Origin of the sequence: Streptomyces niveiscabiei, from assembly GCF_001419795.1 — a bacterium.
Taxonomy (GTDB): domain Bacteria; phylum Actinomycetota; class Actinomycetes; order Streptomycetales; family Streptomycetaceae; genus Streptomyces; species Streptomyces niveiscabiei.
This window is the reverse complement of sequence record NZ_LIRL01000454.1, coordinates 1-17,400: the sequence shown is the minus strand read 5'-3', so window position 1 is coordinate 17,400 and position 17,400 is coordinate 1. Positions and strand designations below refer to the sequence as shown.

The following is a 17,400-nucleotide window of genomic DNA, read 5'->3' as shown; positions in this document are numbered from 1 at the left end:
TCCCCGCCCCGTCCTCCGGAGCCGGCCCCCCGCAGCGGAACCTCCTTCACGAAGACCGCGGCGACCAGCGCGATCACGGCGATCACGGCGCCGAGCAGGAACGCGGAGTGGCTGCCGGAGGAGACGGCGTACTGGTACGCCTCCCGAGCCGCGGCCGGCAGCTTCGCGAGGCTCGCCGCGTCCAGCTGCGCGGACGCCTCGGTGACCTTGGACCCCAGCGCACCCGCGCGCTCGGACATGACGTCCTGGACCCGGTTGTTGAACAGCGCGCCCATGATGGCGACGCCGAACGACGAGCCGAGCGTACGGAAGAGGGTCGCGGAGGACGACGCGACGCCCATGTCCTTCATCTCGACGCTGTTCTGCGCGACCAGCATCGTGATCTGCATGAGGCACCCCATGCCGAGCCCGACGACGGCCATGTAGACGCCGGACGTGAACCGCGAGGTCCCGGTGTCCATGGTCGACAGCAGGTAGAGACCGGCGATCATCAGGACGCTGCCCGCGACGGGGAAGACCTTGTAGCGCCCGGTGCTGGTGGTGATCCGCCCGGCGACCATGGAGGTGACGAGCATCGCCCCGAGCATCGGCAGGAGCAGCAGCCCGGAGTTGGTCGCGGACGCGCCCTGCACGGACTGCTGGTACAGCGGCAGGAAGAGCGTCGCGCCGAACATCACGAACCCGGTGACGAACCCGATGACGGACATCAGCGTGAAGTTCAGGCTGCGGAAGATGTGCAGCGGCAGGATCGGCTCGGCCGCCTTCTTCTGCCAGAACACGAACCCGACGAGCGAGGCGACGCCGATCGCGATCAGCTCCATGATCCGCGCGGACGTCCACGCGTACTCCGTACCGCCCCAGGTCGTGACCAGCACGATCGACGTGATGCCGACGGTCAGCAGCGCGGCGCCGAGGTAGTCGATCCGGGCCTGCGCCCGCTTGCGCGGCAGGTGGAGGACGACGCTGATGAGGCCCAGCGCGACGACGCCGAGCGGCAGGTTGATGTAGAAGGCCCAGCGCCAGCCCCAGTGGTCGGTGATCGTGCCGCCGACGAGGGGGCCGCCGATCATCGCGAGCGCCATGACGCCGGCCATCATGCCCTGGTACTTGCCGCGCTCGCGGGGCGGCACGAGGTCGCCGATGATCGCCATCACGCCGACCATGAGACCGCCGGCGCCGAGACCCTGAACGGCCCGGAAGGCGATCAGCTGGCCCATGTCCTGCGCCATGCCGCTGAGCGCGGAGCCGATCAGGAAGATGACGATGGAGGTCATGAAGGTGGCCTTGCGGCCGTACATGTCACCGAGCTTGCCCCAGATCGGGGTGGCCGCGGCGGTCGCGAGGGTGTACGCGGTGACCACCCACGAGAGGTGTTCGAGGCCGCCCAGGTCGCCGACGATCGTCGGCATCGCCGTACCCACGATCATGTTGTCCAGCATCGCGAGCATCATCGTGATCATGAGCGCGAGCAGGACGACCCGTACGCTCCTGGGCTGCTTGTCCTGCGGTGCCGCCGGCACCGAGGATCCGGCGGCCGACCCGGCCGCCCGTTCTGCGGCGTCCCCGGTGACCGGTTCGACGCTCTGTGTGTCCGCCATGGTTACCACTCCCCCCGACCGGCCACTTACTTGCCGCCCGGCTAGTTCGATACACTGGGAAGGTAGCGCTGTAACTAGCCGGTCGTCAAGTAAGTTTTTTCCCAAGGCAACCATCGGCCGGGGCGGCCGATTTCCCGGGGCGAGTTCCCACGCGAGCGCGAGGAGTTGGACAATGGGCGCCACCATGGACGGCACCAAGCAGCAGCGGCGCGGCAACACGCGCCAGCGCATCCAGGACGTCGCGCTCGAACTCTTCGCCGAGCAGGGGTACGAGAAGACGTCGCTCCGCGAGATCGCCGAGCGCCTCGACGTCACCAAAGCGGCCCTGTACTACCACTTCAAGACGAAGGAAGAGATCATCGTCAGCATCTTCGGCGATCTGACGAAGCCGATCGAGGAGCTGATCGACTGGGGCGCGGAGCAGCCGCACACCCTGGAGACCAAGCAGGAGATCGTCCGGCGCTACAGCCAACACCTCGCCGACGCCGCCCCCCTCTTCCGCTTCATGCAGGAGAACCAGGCCACCGTCCGCGAGCTCCAGATCGGCGACGCCTTCAAGGACCGCATGCGGGGCCTGCGCGACATCATCGTCGACCGGGACGCGCCCCTCACCGACCAGGTCCGCTGCGTCAGCGCGATCTTCACGCTGCACGCCGGGATGTTCCTGCTCCAGGACATCGAGGGCGAGCCGGAGGAGAAGCGCGAGGCGGTGCTGGAGGTCGCGGTGGACCTGGTGACCCAGGCGCACGAGAACGCGAAGGGCTGAGGGCGGTCGCGCGGACCGCCCTCAGCCTCCTGAACCGCCTCAGACGGTGACGCCCTTGGCGCGCAGGAACGCCACCGGGTTCACCGCCGAGCCGTAGTTCGCCGTCGTACGGATCTCGAAGTGCAGGTGCGGCCCGGTCGAGTTCCCGGTGCTGCCGGACAGTCCGATCTTCTGACCGGTGGAGACCTTCTGCCCGATCTTCACACCGACCCGCGACAGGTGCGCGTACTGCGAGTACACCCCGCTGGAGTGCCGGATCACGATCGCGTTGCCGTACGCGGACCCGTCCCCAGCGCCGCCGGGCCCCGCCTTGACGACCGTACCGCCGTGCGCGGCGACGACGGCCGTGCCGGTCGGCACCGCGAAGTCCTGCCCGCTGTGCTTGGCGGACCACAGGTTGCCGGACTGCGCGTAGCTCGCGGTGAGGGTGTACGACTTCACCGGGTCGACCCAGGTCGCGGACGCGGCGGACGCCGTCCCCGCCGTCCCCAGCACGGCCGCGGCGCCGACTGCGGTGGCGCCGGCGGCCACGCAGGTGCGGAGCGGGGACGTGCGGAGGGAGCGGAGGAGAGCGCGCGGGGACATCGAGTACCTCGTGAGGTCGGGGGCAAGAAGAGCCACCCGCCGTACGGACCCGGCCGGGTGGACCCTCCCTTGGTAACCCGCGCCCCCTCGGACCCCCAAACGGGTTACCTACGACAGAAGCTAGTACGTCACCACAAAAAGCCCCGATCCGGACAGAACCCCCAAGCTCGCCGCGCCACTACTCCGTCTAGTACGTGACGCACGCCCTATGCGGCACATCACCGGCCTCCGGCCCCAAGGAGCCGCGGGCCAGGGCGAGTTGTGACCCTGGTCACGATGCGTGCACGGGTCTGTGACGCGCCTCTCAGCACCATCTACCGTCCAGTAACCCGCTGGTTCCCCTCAAGCCACTCCCACCCACCAGCATGCCCACGACAAGGCAGCGCAAGGACGCGAGAGGACACCACCCATGACCAGAGGCACCTGGACGCGCCGCATCGGCCTGACGGTCGTCGCGGCGACCGCGGTGACGGCCCTCGCCGTCCCGGCCGGCGCCCAGGCCGCTACGGCCACCAGCACCTCCACCGTCGCCGCCGCAGCAGCGGCGGACGTCGACTACGCGACCTGGCAGACCGACTGCCGGGCCGTGATGGACCAGGCTCTGCCGTACCTGAAGAACCGTATCGCCGCCGCCGAGCCCGGCGAGAAGCAGGCGATCGTCCTCGACATCGACAACACCACGCTGGAGACCGACTTCGGCTTCAGCTACCCGCAGCCGGCCAACAAGCCCGTCCTGAACGTCGCGAAGTACGCGCAGGAGCACGGCGTCTCCCTGTTCTTCGTCACCGCCCGGCCGGGGATCATCAAGTCCGTCACGGACTACAACCTCAAGACCGTCGGCTACCAGGTCTCCGGCCTGTACGTCCGCGGCTTCCTCGACCTCTTCAAGGACGTCGCCGCCTACAAGACCGCCCAGCGCGCCGACATCGAGAACAAGGGCTACACGATCATCGCGAACATCGGCAACAGCGCCACCGACCTCTCGGGCGGCCACGCCGAGAAGACCTTCAAGCTGCCGGACTACGACGGCCAGCTCTCGTAGCCGGGCATGAGGAAAGGGCCGGTGCTGGAGAGCACCGGCCCTTTCCTGTACGAGGCTTACGCCTCCTTGCTCAGGTTCGGCCCGCCACCGCCGGCCGCCTGCTCGATCGGCGGGACGTCGGGCAGCGCCGACTTCTCCTCACCGCGGAAGGTGAAGGTAGCGGTCTCGCCCTCGCCCTCCGTGTCGACGACCACGATGTGACCGGGGCGCAGCTCGCCGAAGAGGATCTTCTCCGAGAGCGTGTCCTCGACCTCCCGCTGGATGGTCCGGCGCAGCGGCCGGGCGCCCAGGACGGGGTCGTAGCCCTTCTTGGACAGCAGCTCCTTCGCGGCCTGGGAGAGCTCGATGCCCATGTCCCGGTCCTTGAGGCGCTCGTCCACCTTGCCGATCATCAGGTCGACGATGGCGAGGATGTCCTCCTGCGTGAGCTGCGGGAAGACGACGACGTCGTCGACGCGGTTGAGGAACTCGGGGCGGAAGTGCTGCTTCAGCTCGTCCGACACCTTGTTCTTCATGCGCTCGTAGTTGGTCTTCGTGTCGCCGGAGGCGGCGAAGCCCAGGTTGAAGCCCTTGGAGATGTCCCGGGTGCCGAGGTTGGTCGTCATGATGATGACCGTGTTCTTGAAGTCCACGACCCGGCCCTGGGAGTCGGTCAGGCGACCGTCCTCCAGGATCTGCAACAGCGAGTTGAAGATGTCCGGGTGGGCCTTCTCGACCTCGTCGAAGAGGACGACGGAGAACGGCTTGCGGCGCACCTTCTCGGTGAGCTGGCCGCCCTCCTCGTACCCGACGTAGCCGGGGGGCGAGCCGAAGAGCCGCGAGACCGTGTGCTTCTCGCTGAACTCCGACATGTCGAGGGAGATCAGCGCGTCCTCGTCGCCGAAGAGGAACTCGGCGAGCGCCTTGGACAGCTCGGTCTTACCGACACCGGACGGACCGGCGAAGATGAACGAACCACCCGGACGCTTCGGGTCCTTCAGCCCGGCGCGGGTACGGCGGATCGCCTTGGAGAGCGCCTTGACGGCGTCCTTCTGGCCGATGACCCGCTTGTGGAGCTCGTCCTCCATGCGCAGCAGACGCGAGGACTCCTCCTCGGTGAGCTTGAAGACCGGGATGCCGGTGGCGGTCGCGAGGACCTCGGCGATCAGCTCGCCGTCGACCTCGGCGACGACGTCCATGTCGCCGGCCTTCCACTCCTTCTCCCGCTTGGCCTTCGCGGCGAGGAGCTGCTTCTCCTTGTCGCGGCGCACGCCGGCGATCTTCTCGTCGAACTCGCGCAGGTCCGGCGGCGCGGTCATCCGGCGGATGCGCATCCGGGAGCCGGCCTCGTCGATCAGGTCGATCGCCTTGTCCGGCAGGAAGCGGTCCGAGATGTACCGGTCGGCCAGGGTCGCGGCCTGGACCAGCGCCTCGTCCGTGATGGAGACGCGGTGGTGGGCCTCGTACCGGTCGCGCAGACCCTTGAGGATCTCGATCGTGTGCGGCAGCGAGGGCTCGGCGACCTGGATGGGCTGGAAGCGGCGCTCCAGCGCGGGGTCCTTCTCCAGGTGCTTGCGGTACTCGTCGAGCGTGGTGGCGCCGATGGTCTGGAGCTCGCCGCGCGCCAGCATCGGCTTGAGGATCGAGGCGGCGTCGATCGCGCCCTCGGCGGCACCCGCGCCGACGAGCGTGTGCAGCTCGTCGATGAACAGGATGATGTCGCCGCGGGTGCGGATCTCCTTGAGGACCTTCTTCAGGCGCTCCTCGAAGTCACCGCGGTAGCGGGAGCCGGCGACCAGGGCGCCGAGGTCCAGGGTGTAGAGGTGCTTGTCCTTGAGGGTCTCGGGCACCTCGCCCTTGACGATGGCCTGGGCGAGGCCCTCGACGACGGCGGTCTTGCCGACGCCGGGCTCACCGATGAGGACCGGGTTGTTCTTGGTGCGGCGGGACAGCACCTGCATGACCCGCTCGATCTCCTTCTCGCGCCCGATGACCGGGTCGAGCTTGGACTCGCGGGCGGCCTGGGTGAGGTTCCGGCCGAACTGGTCGAGGACGAGCGAGGTCGAGGGCGTGCCCTCGGCGGGGCCGCCGGCGGTGGCGGTCTCCTTGCTCTGCTGGTAGCCGGAGAGCAACTGGATGACCTGCTGCCGGACCCGGTTGAGGTCTGCGCCCAGCTTGACGAGGACCTGGGCGGCGACGCCCTCGCCCTCGCGGATCAGGCCGAGCAGGATGTGCTCCGTGCCGATGTAGTTGTGGCCCAGCTGAAGGGCCTCGCGGAGCGACAGCTCCAGGACCTTCTTGCCGGCCGCGCTGTACGGCATGAGGGCGGGGGCCTCGGCGGACGCCGGGAGCGTCGCGGCGGCGGCCTCGCGGACGGCCTCGGGGGAGGCGCCCTGCGCGGCCAGCGCCTTCGCGGCGATCGCCTCCGGCTCGGCGAGCAGGCCGAGGACGAGGTGCGCGGGGAGCGTCTCCACCGAGCCCGCGTTCTTCGCCTCCGCGTCCGCCGCGACGAGGACGTTGCGCGCGCGGGGGGTGAAGCGGGCGAAGTCGATGTCCGCGCCCTCGGAGTCCTTGGGGACGAAGCGTTTCTGGGCGGCCTGGCGGGTGACGCCCATGCTGCGGCCGATGTCGGTCCAGGACGCGCCGGAGCGGCGTGCCTGGTCGACGAAGTGGCCGATGAGGTGGTCGGCGACGTCCCCGAGGTGCTCGCCGGCGAGGACCGCGTCCTGGAGCTGGTCGAGGGGTTCGGGGTGGACCTTCTTGATGGCGTCGATGAGGTCGTCGAGACGGACGGATGACGTGATGTGCTCGGGCTCCGACATGTGTCAACCGTAGGTTGACAGCTCGATAGCGTCAACCCCGAGTTGACAGTCATGAGCCACTACGCGCGCGGGCCGGGGAACGCCGAAAACGCGCTCCACGCGCGCGGGCCGGGGGGAGCCGAAACCGCGCCCCCCGCGCGCGTACCCGCGAAAAACCACCCCGTGACACCATCACCGAGTGAGCCAGCCCCACCCCACCCTCGCCGAAGCCCTCAAGACGGCCCTGTACGACACCACGGACGCCACCCTCGACGCCGCCGCCTCCCTCCTCGCCGCCGACCCCGCCACCGACCCCGGCCTCAGGGCCAAGGGCGAGGAGCTGATCGCGACGGCCTGGACGAGGGGCTGGCAGCCCGCCGACCTCGTCCGGCTCACCCGCCGCGACCTGGACGACGTACACGTCCGCCACCTGGCCGCGCTGATCCGCGCGCAGGCGGGGAACGACCGGGCGCGGGGCCCGCGCTGGAAGGCGCAGCTGGCCGCGCTCCCGGCGGAGGAGGCGCCCCGGGCGGACAGGTTCACGCAGGCCACGGTGGTCCTGGAGCTGTACCGCAGCCTGCTGCGCCTCCCGACGCTGGAGCCCCTCGACGAGCCGCGCAGGCCCACGCGCGCGGGCGCGGACCGTACGCTCACCCGGATCCGCGCGCTCCTCGCGAAGGCCGAGGCGACGACGTACCCGCAGGAGGCGGAGGCGCTCACCGCGAAGGCGCAGGAGCTGATGGCGCGGCACAGCGTGGACGAGGCGCTGGTGGACGCGGCGGCGCCCGCGCCGGACGCGCCCGGGGCCTGCCGTATCGGCGTGGAGCCCCCGTACGAGCAGGCCAAGGCGATCCTGCTGGACGCGGTGGCGGAGGCGAACCACTGCCGGTCGGTGTGGAACGAAGGTTTCTGCTTCTCGACGGTCGTCGGCTTCGAGGCCGATCTGGAGGCCGTGGAGCTGCTCTACACGTCGCTGCTCGTCCAGGCGCAGACGGCGATGACCCGCGCGGAGGCGGCCCAGCGGGCGTCCGGCCGCAAGCGCACGAAAACGTTCCGCCAGTCCTTCCTGGCGGCCTACGCCCACCGCATGGGCACCCGCCTCGCGGAGGCGACCCGCACCCAGATCCCGACCGGCCTGCTCCCGGTCCTCGCGACCCGCGACGTAGCCGTCGTCGACGCGACGGACGCCCTGTTCCCGCACACGGTCAGCACCCGCCTGCGGGGGATCACGGACGAGGCGGGCTGGGTGGAGGGCGCGGAGGCGGCGGACAGAGCGACTGTCGGGAACCGCCCCCGCCTGCCGGAGTCCTGAGCCTCAGTCCCCGGCCTGCTGGAAGCCGCTCACCGTCGCGTCCGGGGTCTTCGAGTCCTTGAGGACGACAGCCCCGTACGACCAGTCGAACTCCTTGCCCGACCCCTCCGCGAGGCCGAACTCCAGCTTCTTCGCCGCGATGGCCTTGTCGCCGTCCCCGCGCGTGTAGGTGATCGTGAAGGAGGCGGTGCCCTGGGCCGGGAGGGTCACCGTCTGGGCGACCGCCGCCGGGTCCTGGGGTACGGAGACGGCGGTGCCGTCCGCCTTCAACTGGAGCTTGGGGAAGCCGGCCAGCGCGCACTCGTCGCCGGTGTTGGTGATGGTGAACGTGACGTTGCCGCTGTCCCCGACGCCGGGAGCCGCGTTGACGGCGCCTGCCTGGGTGTCCAGCTTGTCGACGGCGCAGGTGGAGCCGCCGGCGGCGGGCGCGGACGCCGACGGCGTCGTACCGCCATCCGCGTTCTTGTCGTCGTCACCGCCCCCGGAACACGCGGAGAGCAGGAGAGCCGCGGAGAAGGCGGCGACGCTGAGGCGGAGCGGAACGGCGCGCATGAACATGATCCCTAGGAACGAGTGACGTTGCTCAGGGGGATCATCCCCTACCCCAGACCCCCGGTCGGCACACCCGACGGCAGCACACTGCCGTCCGCCTTGGTGTACGTCTCCTTCCCCACACTCCCCGTCCAGGTCACGACCAGTTTCTCCGCATCCACGGAGTCGACCATCCCGGTCGTACGGTCCTTCTTCCCGGTCGGGCAGGTCAGGCGGATCATCCGCATCCCGGCCTCTTCCCCGGCGGTCCCGTTGCAGACGGTGCCGCCGGTGGCGTACAGCGACGCCTTGCCGCCCTCGATCATGAGGACGACGGCCTGCCCGCCGGCGGTGCCGAGCCAGCTGCCGGCGAGGGGCGTGGCCGATGCGGACGGGGAGGGGGAGGCGGTGGCGGAAGCCGTCGACGGCTCGGGCGAGGGCGACGAGGAATCCCCGCCACCGCCGCCGCACCCGGCCAGGAGGACGGCCCCCACCACCACACCCGCGCCACGCAAGCCCACTGAAGCCACCGCACACTCCAAGCGCTAGAAGCCGAGAACGACGGCAAGCTACCAGCCGCGCCGGGCAGGGGCCCGGGAACCGACTGTGAGCTTCAGGGGTGCCGCGCCTACCAGGAGCTCTTCCGGACCCCCGGCAGATATCCGGCGTGCGCCTGCTGCCGCAGGCTCACCCGGGAGAGCCCGAACGTCCGGAAGTACCCACGGGGCCGCCCGTCCACCTGGTCCCGGTTGCGCACCCGGGTCGCGCTCGCGTCCCGGGGCTGCCGCTCCAGCTCCTGCCGGGCCGCGGCGCGCTCCTCCTCGGAGGACGACGGACGCCGGATGATCTCCTTCAGCTCGGCCCGCCGCTCGGCGTACCGCGCGACGACCTCCTGCCGCCGGAGATTCGCCGCGATCTTGCTCTTCTTCGCCATCAGACCCGCACCCCCCGAGCCCGGATACGGGCGACCGCTGCCTCGACCCCGATGGTGTCGACCGTCTTGATCCCCTTCGTGCTCAGCCGGAGCCGTACGTACCGGCCTTCGCTCGGCAGCCAGTACCGCTTCGACTGGATGTTGGGGTCGAACCGCCGGGAAGTGCGCCGGTGGGAGTGCGAGATGCGGTTCCCGAACCCCGGCTGCGCCCCGGTCAGCATGCAATGCGCCGACATGAGTGACCTACCTCTCTCGATCGCCTGTCGCTAATGGAATTCATTTTCAGTAAGATACCAGCATGGCACGCAACGAACTCCGCCCGGTCATCAAGCTCCGCTCCACGGCGGGGACCGGCTACACCTACGTGACCCGCAAGAACCGCCGCAACGACCCGGACCGCATGACCCTGCGCAAGTACGACCCGGTCGTCGGCCGCCACGTCGATTTCCGAGAGGAGCGCTAGAGACATGCGTGAGGGGATCCACCCGGCGTACGGGCCCGTCGTCTTCCGTGACCGTGCCGCGAACTACGCCTTCCTGACCCGCTCGACGATGACGAGTGAGAAGACGATCGAGTGGGAGGACGGCGAGACCTACCCGGTCGTCGACGTCGAGATCTCGAACGTCAGCCACCCCTTCTACACGGGTACGGCCCGCGTCCTGGACACGGCCGGCCGCGTCGAACGCTTCGAGAAGCGCTACGGAAAGCGGGCCGGCGCGTGACGCTGTCCGTGGCGATCGTCGGCGGGCTTCACGTGGAGGCCCGCAAGGCGACGGTCGCCCAGCTTCTGAGGGACGTACCGGGGAGCGTGGTCCTGCACCACGACCTCGCTACGGCGACGGCGGGCACGGTCGTCCGCACGATCCACGACGAGACGGGCCTCGTCTCGGCGGGCGAGGCCCCCCTCTCGAACGACTGCGCCTGCTGCGCGCTGCGCGAGGACCTCGTCCCGGAACTCCGCCGGCTCGCGGACGCGGGTACGACGGCCCTGGCGATCGTCGAACTCTGGGACTCGGTGGAGCCGAAGGCGATGGCGGAGGTGGTGGCCGCGGCGGGCCTGACGGTCACGTCCGTCATCACCGCGATCGACCCGGCCCTCCTCCTCCCCTACCTCGGCAACGGCGACGACCTGGCGGAATGCGGCCTCGCCGCGGCCCCCACGGACCAGCGCACGGTCGCCGACACGTTCGCCCGCCAGCTGGAGTACGCCCCGGTCCTGGCGATCGTCGACTCCCCCGAAGCGGACGACGAAGACCGCGAGCTGCTGACCCAGCTCCACCCGACAGCCCGCCAGGTCCCCGTGTCGGGCGGCCACCACATAGGTGACCTGGCGGGCGTGAGCGACGAGGACTGGGCAAGGTTCCTCGCGGATGCGCAAGCAGATGCACTTGCACAGGAAAACGGACCTAGGGTCGACGCACCTAGGGGCGCGGGGAACTGCGCGAGCAACCACAACGGCGCCGCACCCGGCAACCAGCAGTCACCCCCCACCCCCCTCGCCCGCGAAGCCCTCGCCGGGTTCGACGTGGAAGCCGCAGCCGCAGCCCAGCACCCCGCCTGCGCCCTCCTCCCCTCGGACGCGGACAACCACGGCGTCTGCACCTTCGTCTGGCACCGCGCCCGCCCCTTCCACCCGGAGCGCCTCTACGAGGCCCTGGAGGACCTGACCTGCGCGGCAGCGCGCAGCAGGGGCCGTTTCTGGCTGGCGGACAAGCCGGACACCCTCCTCCATTGGGACGCGGCGGGAGGAGCACTCTGCGTAGAGGCCGCAGGCCCCTGGCTCGCGTCGCTCCCGGACGCCGCCTGGGACATGGTCCCCCCGACCAGACGAGCCGCCGCGGCCCTGGACTGGCACCCCGAACACGGCGACTGCTGCCAGCACTTGGTGTTCACGTCCCCCGGCCTGGACCGCGACGGCCTCGAACACCTCCTGGAGTCCTGCCTGTTGACGGACGCCGAGTACGCGGCGGGCCGCGCCGCGTGGAAGAACCTCCCGCCCGCCTTCGACACCCTCCTGGAGATCTGATGCCGCCCCGCAAGCTCGACCGCAAGCCCCAGAAGCCGCGTCCCAACCCCCTGGACCAGGCGAAGATCACGTACATCGACTACAAGGACACCGACCTGCTGCGGAAGTTCATCTCGGACCGGGGCAAGATCCGCAGCCGCCGGGTCACGAGGATCTCGGCCCAGCAGCAGCGCCAGGTGTCGCGCGCGATCAAGAACGCGAGGGAGATGGCGCTTCTCCCGTACGTGTCGAAGTAGTTCACGGCGCACCCTCCGAAGGGGCGGGTGGCTTACGGGAGTTGTCCCGTGAAGCCACCCGCCCCTCGCGTCATCTCCGGCTACGACGGCCCCGGTACCCGCAGCCGGAAAGGCCCCCAAGTCCTCGGCCAACCACCGGACTTGGACCTCCTGCAACGGCCGTAGCCCGCGTCCGCACCCACAACACCCCCACCACGCCCGCACCTCGACGCACCCGGTTCCCCCACAACGGCGCCGTATGGTGCCGCAAGCGGAGCCCTCCGGTCCGCCGGACGGTCGCGATCCGGCCAACAACCGGACTGGACCAATCGGTTGAAGACAGGAACACCGAGGCCCCGGCGCGCGTCTTGATAGATGACCAGGCGCTCGGGAACGCGCTCGGTAAAACGTGCGTCAAACCTGTAACCGCGACGGCACGCCGCGTGCACGTGCATCTGCTCATGCATCTGCACATGAACGGAGTTATGATCCGGACAGTTGACCACTGCACCAATGGCCACAAGAGCCAGTGCACCACCAGGGAGCGACCTGTGGACCACGACGTTGACGGGGGACGCGACGTGTACAACGGCATGACGGCCACGCAGTTGCACGGGGTGGCCTGGCAGAAGAGCAGGCACAGCAACTCGCAGGGAAACTGCGTGGAGTTCGCCCGCCTGCCCGGCGGCGACGTCGCGGTGCGCAACTCGCGCTTCCCGGACGGACCCGCGCTGGTCTACACGCGCGCGGAGATAGAGGCGATGCTGCTCGGCGTCAAGGACGGCGAGTTCGACCACCTGATCGCAGGCTGAGAGCGGCCGTTCCGGGGGACGGACGGCCGCTTCCCGTATACGACACGCCGGTGACGCGCGTAGAACTCGCGCGCCCGGCACCGTACATGTCCGTACGTCACTCGGCGGGGGTGCCGAGCCCGAAGAGGGCCCACACGACCTTGCCGCCGAGCGCGCCGGCCAGCGGGTGCCAGCCCCAGCTGTCGGCGAAGGAGTCGACGAGGAAGAGGCCGCGGCCCGACTCCGCCGCGAAGTCGTCGGTCTCGCGCGCCTCGGGCGTGGTGCGGCCCGGGTCGCGCACCGCGCACACGAGGCGTCCGGTCCACCGCATCAAGTGCAGCCGCACGGGCGGCTGATGGCCGTCGGAGCCGTTCGACTCGGCCTGGGCGGACGGCAGTCCGTGCCGCAGCGCGTTGGTGACCAGTTCGGAGACGACGAGGCAGATGTCGTCGAAGCGGTCGCCGACGTCCCACTGTCCCAGGGTGCGGCGGGTGAACTGCCGTGCCTCGCGCACCGCTTCGAGGCGGGCGGGCAGAGCGCAGGATGCGGCGTTGGACACGGCCGCGGGATCCAGCGGCGGAAGGCCCTGCCGTAATGGCTTGAGCATGGTCGATCCATTCGTCCCCATGCGAGGCACTCCCGGGAATTCGCGGTCGTTGCGATGCAGCGGTGGCGCGAGACCATGGTTTCGGATGCGACCGGCGGATGCAAGGGCAGATGCACGTGCACGTGACCGAAATGAGCCGCCCGTGGGGGTTGTTGGTCATTTTTTCCGCCAACTTCTCGCACAACTCTCCCTCTCGTCTTGCTTTCACACCCCCCTCCTTCCGGGTAAACCCACCTGTGAGCTTTGGCTTCTTTCCGTCTCTGTAATCAGGTGAGTACTGCTCGGAGTGTTTTAGTGGCAGACTTCGGGCCCTGGAGACGGTTGGGGAGGCTTGGCGAACGTGAGCGCGGGAGAGCCCGGATCGGTGGTGCGACGCATGCTGCTCGGCTCGCAACTCAGGCGGCTGCGTGAGTCGCGCGGCATCACACGCGAGGCCGCGGGTTACTCGATCCGCGCCTCCGAGTCCAAGATCAGTCGGATGGAGCTGGGCCGGGTGAGCTTCAAGACGCGGGACGTCGAGGACCTGCTGACGCTGTACGGCATCACGGACGACACCGAGCGCGCGGCCCTCGTCGGCCTCGCCCGGGAGGCCAACGTGGCCGGATGGTGGCACAGTTACTCCGACGTCCTGCCGTCCTGGTTCCCCACCTACGTCGGCCTCGAAGGCGCCGCCTCCCTCATCCGGTCGTACGAGGTGCAGTTCGTGCCCGGCCTCCTCCAGACCGAGGCGTACGCGCACGCGGTCGTCGCGCGCGGCATGAAGAACGCCTCCGCCGCCGACATCGACCGCCGGGTCGCGCTGCGCCTGGAGCGGCAGAAGTACCTCGTCTCCGAGAACCCGCCCGACGTCCACATCGTCCTCGACGAGGCCGGGTTGCGCCGCCCCTACGGCGACCGCGAGGTGATGCGCGGCCAGCTCCAGCACCTCATCGACGTCTCCGAGCGGCCCAACGTCCGCCTCCAGGTGATGCCGTTCAGCTTCGGCGGCCACCGGGCCGAGTCCGGCGCGTTCAGCATCCTCAGCTTCCCCGAGTCGGACCTCTCGGACGTCGTGTACCTGGAGCAGCTCACCAGCGCGCTGTATCTCGACAAACGTGAGGACGTCGCGCAGTACGAGCAGGTTCTGCGAGAACTCCAGGACGACAGCCCGTCGCCCGCGGAGAGCCGCGACCTCCTGCGCGGGCTGCTGCAACTCTCGTAACACGCCTGTCAGTTGAACCGTCCGGCAGCAGCCTCCGTGCGATAGGGAAAACCCTATAAACACCGCGTGGTTGCTTGCCTGTTGAACATCTGCCCCTCCAACGGCCCGTATTCGTCAGTACGATGACGTGTGATCAGCTTGAACGGCTGTTCGGGAGACGGATCGCGGGGGTCTGCCTCCACTGCTTCGGCGGCAAGGATTGAGGGATCACATGTCGTCCTCCGACTTCACCGACCTGGCACAGCAGTTCATCGACGGCGAATGGCGTCCCGGTACGGGTTCCTGGGACATCATCGACGTCAATCCGTACGACGGGGTCAAGCTCGCGTCGATCACCATCGCGACGATCGACGAGGTCGACCAGGCGTACCGGGCCGCGCAGCGCGCGCAGCGGGAGTGGGCCACGACCAACCCCTACGCCCGGCGTGACGTCTTCGAGCGCGTTCTTCGACTCGTCGAGGACCGCGAGCAGTTGATCACCGACTTCATCGTCTCCGAACTCGGCGGCACCCATCTCAAGGCCCGCTTCGAGATCGGGCTCGCGAAGGAATTCCTGCGCGAGGCCGCGCAGTTGACGCTGCGGCTCGAAGGGCGGCTGCTGCCGTCCCCCATCGAGGGCAAGGAGAACCGCCTCTACCGGGAGCCCGTCGGGGTCGTCGGCGTCATCAGCCCCTTCAACTTCCCCTTCCTGCTGTCGATCAAGCCGGTCGCCTCGGCCCTCGCACTGGGCAACGCCGTCGTCCTGAAGCCGCACCAAGAGACGCCGATCGTCGGCGGGACGCTCATCGCCAAGTTCTTCGAGGACGCGGGGCTGCCGGCGGGCCTGCTGAACGTCGTCCTGACGGACATCGCCGAGATAGGCGACGCGTTCATCGAGCACCCCGTCCCCAAGGTCATCTCCTTCACCGGGTCCGACAAGATCGGGCGGCACATCGCGACGGTGTGCGCGGCCCAACTCAAGCGGACGGTACTGGAGTTGGGCGGGAACAGCGCGCTGGTCGTCCTTGACGACGCGGACATCGACTACGCGGTCGACGCGGCCGTCTTCAGCCGGTACGTCGATCAGGGCCAGGTCTGCATGGCCGCGAACCGGGTCCTCGTCGACCGGTCCGTCGCCGACGAGTTCACGGAGAAGTTCGTCGCGAAGGTCAAGACCCTCAAGACCGGCGACCCCAGTGACCCCCAGACCGTCATCGGGCCGGTCATCAACTCCCTTCAGGCCAACGCGGTCACGGCCGCCGTGGACCAGGCGGTCGCCGAGGGTGCCACGGTCCTCGTGCGCGGCGAGACCACCAACAACCTGGTGGAACCGTCCGTGTTGACGGACGTCCCGAGCCATTCCGCGCTGCTCCACAAGGAGATCTTCGGCCCCGTCGCCCTGCTCGTCCCCTTCGACGGGGAGGAGGAGGCGATCCGGATCGTCAACGACTCCCCGTACGGGCTGAGCGGCGCCGTCCACACGGCCGACGTCGAGCGCGGGGTGACCTTCGCGAAGCGGATCGACACGGGGATGTTCCACGTCAACGACGGCACCATCCACGACGAGCCCCTGATTCCGTTCGGTGGCGAGAAGCACTCCGGGATAGGCCGCCTGAACGGCGAACCGACCCTCGACGCCTTCACGACCCTGAAGTGGATCTCGGTCCAGCGGGGCCGGAGCAAGTTCCCCTTCTGAACGCTCAGTTGTCGCCCTCGGCCTCGTACGTCACCGGGATCCGCTCGCCCCGGCTCACGGCGATCCGGCACAGGTCCGTCATCGACTCGCTCATCCGCGCGATCAGGAACCTCAACTGGTCCTCGGTGACCTTCCGGTCGTCCAGCAGGTCCTTCGCGTGCTCCAACAGGTCGCCGGCCATGCCCAGTTGGGCAGCCTCGACACGGTCGGCGAGCCGGGAGACGTAGCCGCCCTCGGCGGTGGTCATCAGGTAGCAGGGCTGGTTGAGGTCGTTGGCCCAGGGGAGGAGACGGCGGACGGGCTCTTCTTCGGGGGTGGTGGACATGGGGGGATCTCGCTTTCTGTGGCGAACTGGTCACACTGTGCGGGCTGGGGGGCTAGCCTCGCCAGTCAAAAGGCGGTGACCTGTTTTCTGTCACGAAGAGGGCGGATCGGTGGATACGAAGACGTATGGCCAGTGGATCAAGGAGCGCCGCGAGGAACTGGGCCTGACGCAGCAGCAGGTGGCGGACGAGGCGATCATGAGCCGGACGCACATCGCGCACATCGAGGCGGGCAGGAGGGTCCCGTCGGCGGAGGACGCGCGGCGCTTGGACAAGACGCTTCAGATGCAGGGGGCGTTGATCCTCTTCCGGCCGGGGCGGGAAGAGGAGGAGGCGGTCGCCGACTACTTCAGCGCGGTGTTGGTGCTGGAGCAACAGGCGGTGCAGATCCGGGAGTTCGGGTTGGCGTACTTCCCGGGGTTGCTCCAGACGGAGAGGTACGCGAAGGCGGTACTCGGGGGAGTCTTTCCTCCGATCAGCGCGGAAGAGCGTGACAAGCTGGTCGGCACACGGCTCGGACGCGCGAGGCTCTTCGACGACCCGACGACCCCCGCCTACTGGGCGCTGCTCGACGAGACATTGCTCCGGCGCCCTGTGGCCTGCGGCGACATCATGGCGGAGCAGATCATGCACGTCGTCGAGCTTGCCGAGAGCGGGCGTATCCGCGTCCACGTGATGCCGTACGCCGCAGGGCATCACCAACTGGTCGGCAGCTCGCTCATGTTGATGTGGTTCGACGATCAGCCGCCACTTGCGTACCTTGAGGGCGGCGAGATGGGGAGGTTGCACGACTCCCCATCCGTGGTCCAGAAATGGCAGCATCGCTACGATCACGCGATGACCGACGCGCTGCCGTTGACGGAGTCGTTGGCGCTGCTCAGGGCCACTGCAAGGGAGTACGAGCACCATGATGGACCGCACCTGGCGTAAGTCGTCCTACAGCGACAACACGGGCGGCAACTGCCTGGAAGTCCTCGACGGCCACCCCACCTCCGTCCCGGTCCGCGACTCGAA

21 protein-coding genes are annotated in these 17,400 nt (G+C 69.1%); 12 read left to right on the top strand and 9 right to left on the bottom strand.

Annotated elements, in window-relative coordinates:
* Positions 1-1,598, bottom strand: a 1,598-nt coding sequence (locus AOK24_RS22080) for an MDR family MFS transporter (protein WP_107104018.1), incomplete at its 3' end; no start/stop codon positions are given.
* Between the two features lie 172 nt (positions 1,599-1,770).
* Between AOK24_RS22080 and AOK24_RS22075 the strand changes: the two genes are divergently transcribed.
* Positions 1,771-2,364 carry a TetR/AcrR family transcriptional regulator gene (locus tag AOK24_RS22075; RefSeq protein ID WP_055721796.1) on the top strand — a complete coding sequence of 198 codons (594 nt, stop codon included), beginning with the start codon at positions 1,771-1,773 and terminating at the stop codon, positions 2,362-2,364.
* Positions 2,365-2,403: 39 nt separating this feature from the next.
* Here AOK24_RS22075 and AOK24_RS22070 read toward each other — a convergent pair whose 3' ends face one another.
* Entirely contained in the window at positions 2,404-2,949 is a 546-nt protein-coding gene (locus AOK24_RS22070) for a M23 family metallopeptidase (protein WP_055721795.1), read from the bottom strand.
* 409 nt (positions 2,950-3,358) lie between these two features.
* Between AOK24_RS22070 and AOK24_RS22065 the strand changes: the two genes are divergently transcribed.
* Entirely contained in the window at positions 3,359-3,991 is a 633-nt protein-coding gene (locus AOK24_RS22065; protein ID WP_055721794.1) for an HAD family acid phosphatase, read from the top strand.
* Positions 3,992-4,047: 56 nt separating this feature from the next.
* Here AOK24_RS22065 and AOK24_RS22060 read toward each other — a convergent pair whose 3' ends face one another.
* Positions 4,048-6,585 carry an ATP-dependent Clp protease ATP-binding subunit gene (locus AOK24_RS22060; RefSeq protein WP_478078772.1) on the bottom strand — a complete coding sequence of 846 codons (2,538 nt, stop codon included), beginning with the start codon at positions 6,583-6,585 and terminating at the stop codon, positions 4,048-4,050.
* Between the two features lie 385 nt (positions 6,586-6,970).
* On the opposite strand from AOK24_RS22060, the gene AOK24_RS22055 reads away from it, so the two are divergent.
* Positions 6,971-8,083: a DUF2786 domain-containing protein gene (locus AOK24_RS22055; RefSeq protein WP_055721793.1), complete on the top strand. Its 1,113-nt coding sequence runs from the start codon at positions 6,971-6,973 to the stop codon at positions 8,081-8,083.
* A 3-nt stretch (positions 8,084-8,086) separates the two neighbouring features.
* Here the strand turns inward: AOK24_RS22055 and AOK24_RS22050 are convergent, their stop codons facing one another.
* From AOK24_RS22050 to rpmB, 4 genes are all read right to left on the bottom strand, one after another.
* Entirely contained in the window at positions 8,087-8,635 is a 549-nt protein-coding gene (locus AOK24_RS22050) for a DUF4232 domain-containing protein (protein ID WP_055721797.1), read from the bottom strand.
* 47 nt (positions 8,636-8,682) lie between these two features.
* Positions 8,683-9,144: a hypothetical protein gene (locus tag AOK24_RS50955; RefSeq protein ID WP_338060948.1), complete on the bottom strand. Its 462-nt coding sequence runs from the start codon at positions 9,142-9,144 to the stop codon at positions 8,683-8,685.
* A gap of 98 nt (positions 9,145-9,242) precedes the next feature.
* Complete coding sequence (rpsN, locus tag AOK24_RS22040; RefSeq protein ID WP_055721791.1) at positions 9,243-9,548, bottom strand: 30S ribosomal protein S14; 306 nt, start codon at positions 9,546-9,548, stop codon at positions 9,243-9,245.
* Positions 9,548-9,784 (bottom strand): 50S ribosomal protein L28, encoded by a 237-nt coding sequence (rpmB, locus tag AOK24_RS22035; RefSeq protein WP_055721790.1) that lies wholly within the window; start codon positions 9,782-9,784, stop codon positions 9,548-9,550. The genes rpsN and rpmB overlap by 1 nt, the downstream gene beginning before the upstream one ends.
* Before the next feature lie 62 nt (positions 9,785-9,846).
* On the opposite strand from rpmB, the gene rpmG reads away from it, so the two are divergent.
* The 5 genes from rpmG (at position 9,847) to AOK24_RS22010 (ending at position 12,601) form a co-directional block, all read left to right on the top strand.
* Positions 9,847-10,011 (top strand): 50S ribosomal protein L33, encoded by a 165-nt coding sequence (rpmG, locus tag AOK24_RS22030; RefSeq protein WP_003999141.1) that lies wholly within the window; start codon positions 9,847-9,849, stop codon positions 10,009-10,011.
* 4 nt (positions 10,012-10,015) lie between these two features.
* Positions 10,016-10,270 (top strand): type B 50S ribosomal protein L31, encoded by a 255-nt coding sequence (locus AOK24_RS22025; protein ID WP_055721789.1) that lies wholly within the window; start codon positions 10,016-10,018, stop codon positions 10,268-10,270.
* On the top strand, positions 10,267-11,574 hold the full coding sequence (locus tag AOK24_RS22020) for a GTP-binding protein (RefSeq protein ID WP_055721788.1): 1,308 nt from the start codon (positions 10,267-10,269) through the stop codon (positions 11,572-11,574). Before AOK24_RS22025 ends, AOK24_RS22020 begins: the two co-directional genes overlap by 4 nt.
* Entirely contained in the window at positions 11,574-11,810 is a 237-nt protein-coding gene (gene rpsR, locus AOK24_RS22015) for a 30S ribosomal protein S18 (RefSeq protein ID WP_055721787.1), read from the top strand. Before AOK24_RS22020 ends, rpsR begins: the two co-directional genes overlap by 1 nt.
* Positions 11,811-12,340: 530 nt before the next feature.
* Positions 12,341-12,601, top strand: coding sequence for a DUF397 domain-containing protein (locus AOK24_RS22010; protein WP_010351418.1), 261 nt, complete (start codon positions 12,341-12,343; stop codon positions 12,599-12,601).
* Positions 12,602-12,698: 97 nt separating this feature from the next.
* Here the strand turns inward: AOK24_RS22010 and AOK24_RS22005 are convergent, their stop codons facing one another.
* On the bottom strand, positions 12,699-13,208 hold the full coding sequence (locus AOK24_RS22005; protein WP_193555027.1) for an ATP-binding protein: 510 nt from the start codon (positions 13,206-13,208) through the stop codon (positions 12,699-12,701).
* A gap of 355 nt (positions 13,209-13,563) precedes the next feature.
* Between AOK24_RS22005 and AOK24_RS22000 the strand changes: the two genes are divergently transcribed.
* Positions 13,564-14,388, top strand: a complete 825-nt coding sequence (locus AOK24_RS22000) for a helix-turn-helix domain-containing protein (protein ID WP_055721785.1) — start codon at positions 13,564-13,566, stop codon at positions 14,386-14,388.
* 211 nt (positions 14,389-14,599) lie between these two features.
* On the top strand, positions 14,600-16,063 hold the full coding sequence (locus tag AOK24_RS21995) for an aldehyde dehydrogenase family protein (RefSeq protein WP_055721784.1): 1,464 nt from the start codon (positions 14,600-14,602) through the stop codon (positions 16,061-16,063).
* Between the two features lie 4 nt (positions 16,064-16,067).
* Here AOK24_RS21995 and AOK24_RS21990 read toward each other — a convergent pair whose 3' ends face one another.
* Positions 16,068-16,388 (bottom strand): hypothetical protein, encoded by a 321-nt coding sequence (locus tag AOK24_RS21990; protein WP_055721783.1) that lies wholly within the window; start codon positions 16,386-16,388, stop codon positions 16,068-16,070.
* A gap of 109 nt (positions 16,389-16,497) precedes the next feature.
* On the opposite strand from AOK24_RS21990, the gene AOK24_RS21985 reads away from it, so the two are divergent.
* Together AOK24_RS21985 and AOK24_RS46180 are read left to right on the top strand one after the other, a co-directional pair.
* A complete protein-coding gene (locus AOK24_RS21985) occupies positions 16,498-17,316 on the top strand; it encodes a helix-turn-helix domain-containing protein (protein WP_055721782.1) in 819 nt (272 codons plus the stop codon).
* On the top strand, positions 17,294-17,400 hold a 107-nt coding region (locus tag AOK24_RS46180), incomplete at its 3' end, for a DUF397 domain-containing protein (RefSeq protein WP_240554059.1). The genes AOK24_RS21985 and AOK24_RS46180, both read left to right, overlap by 23 nt.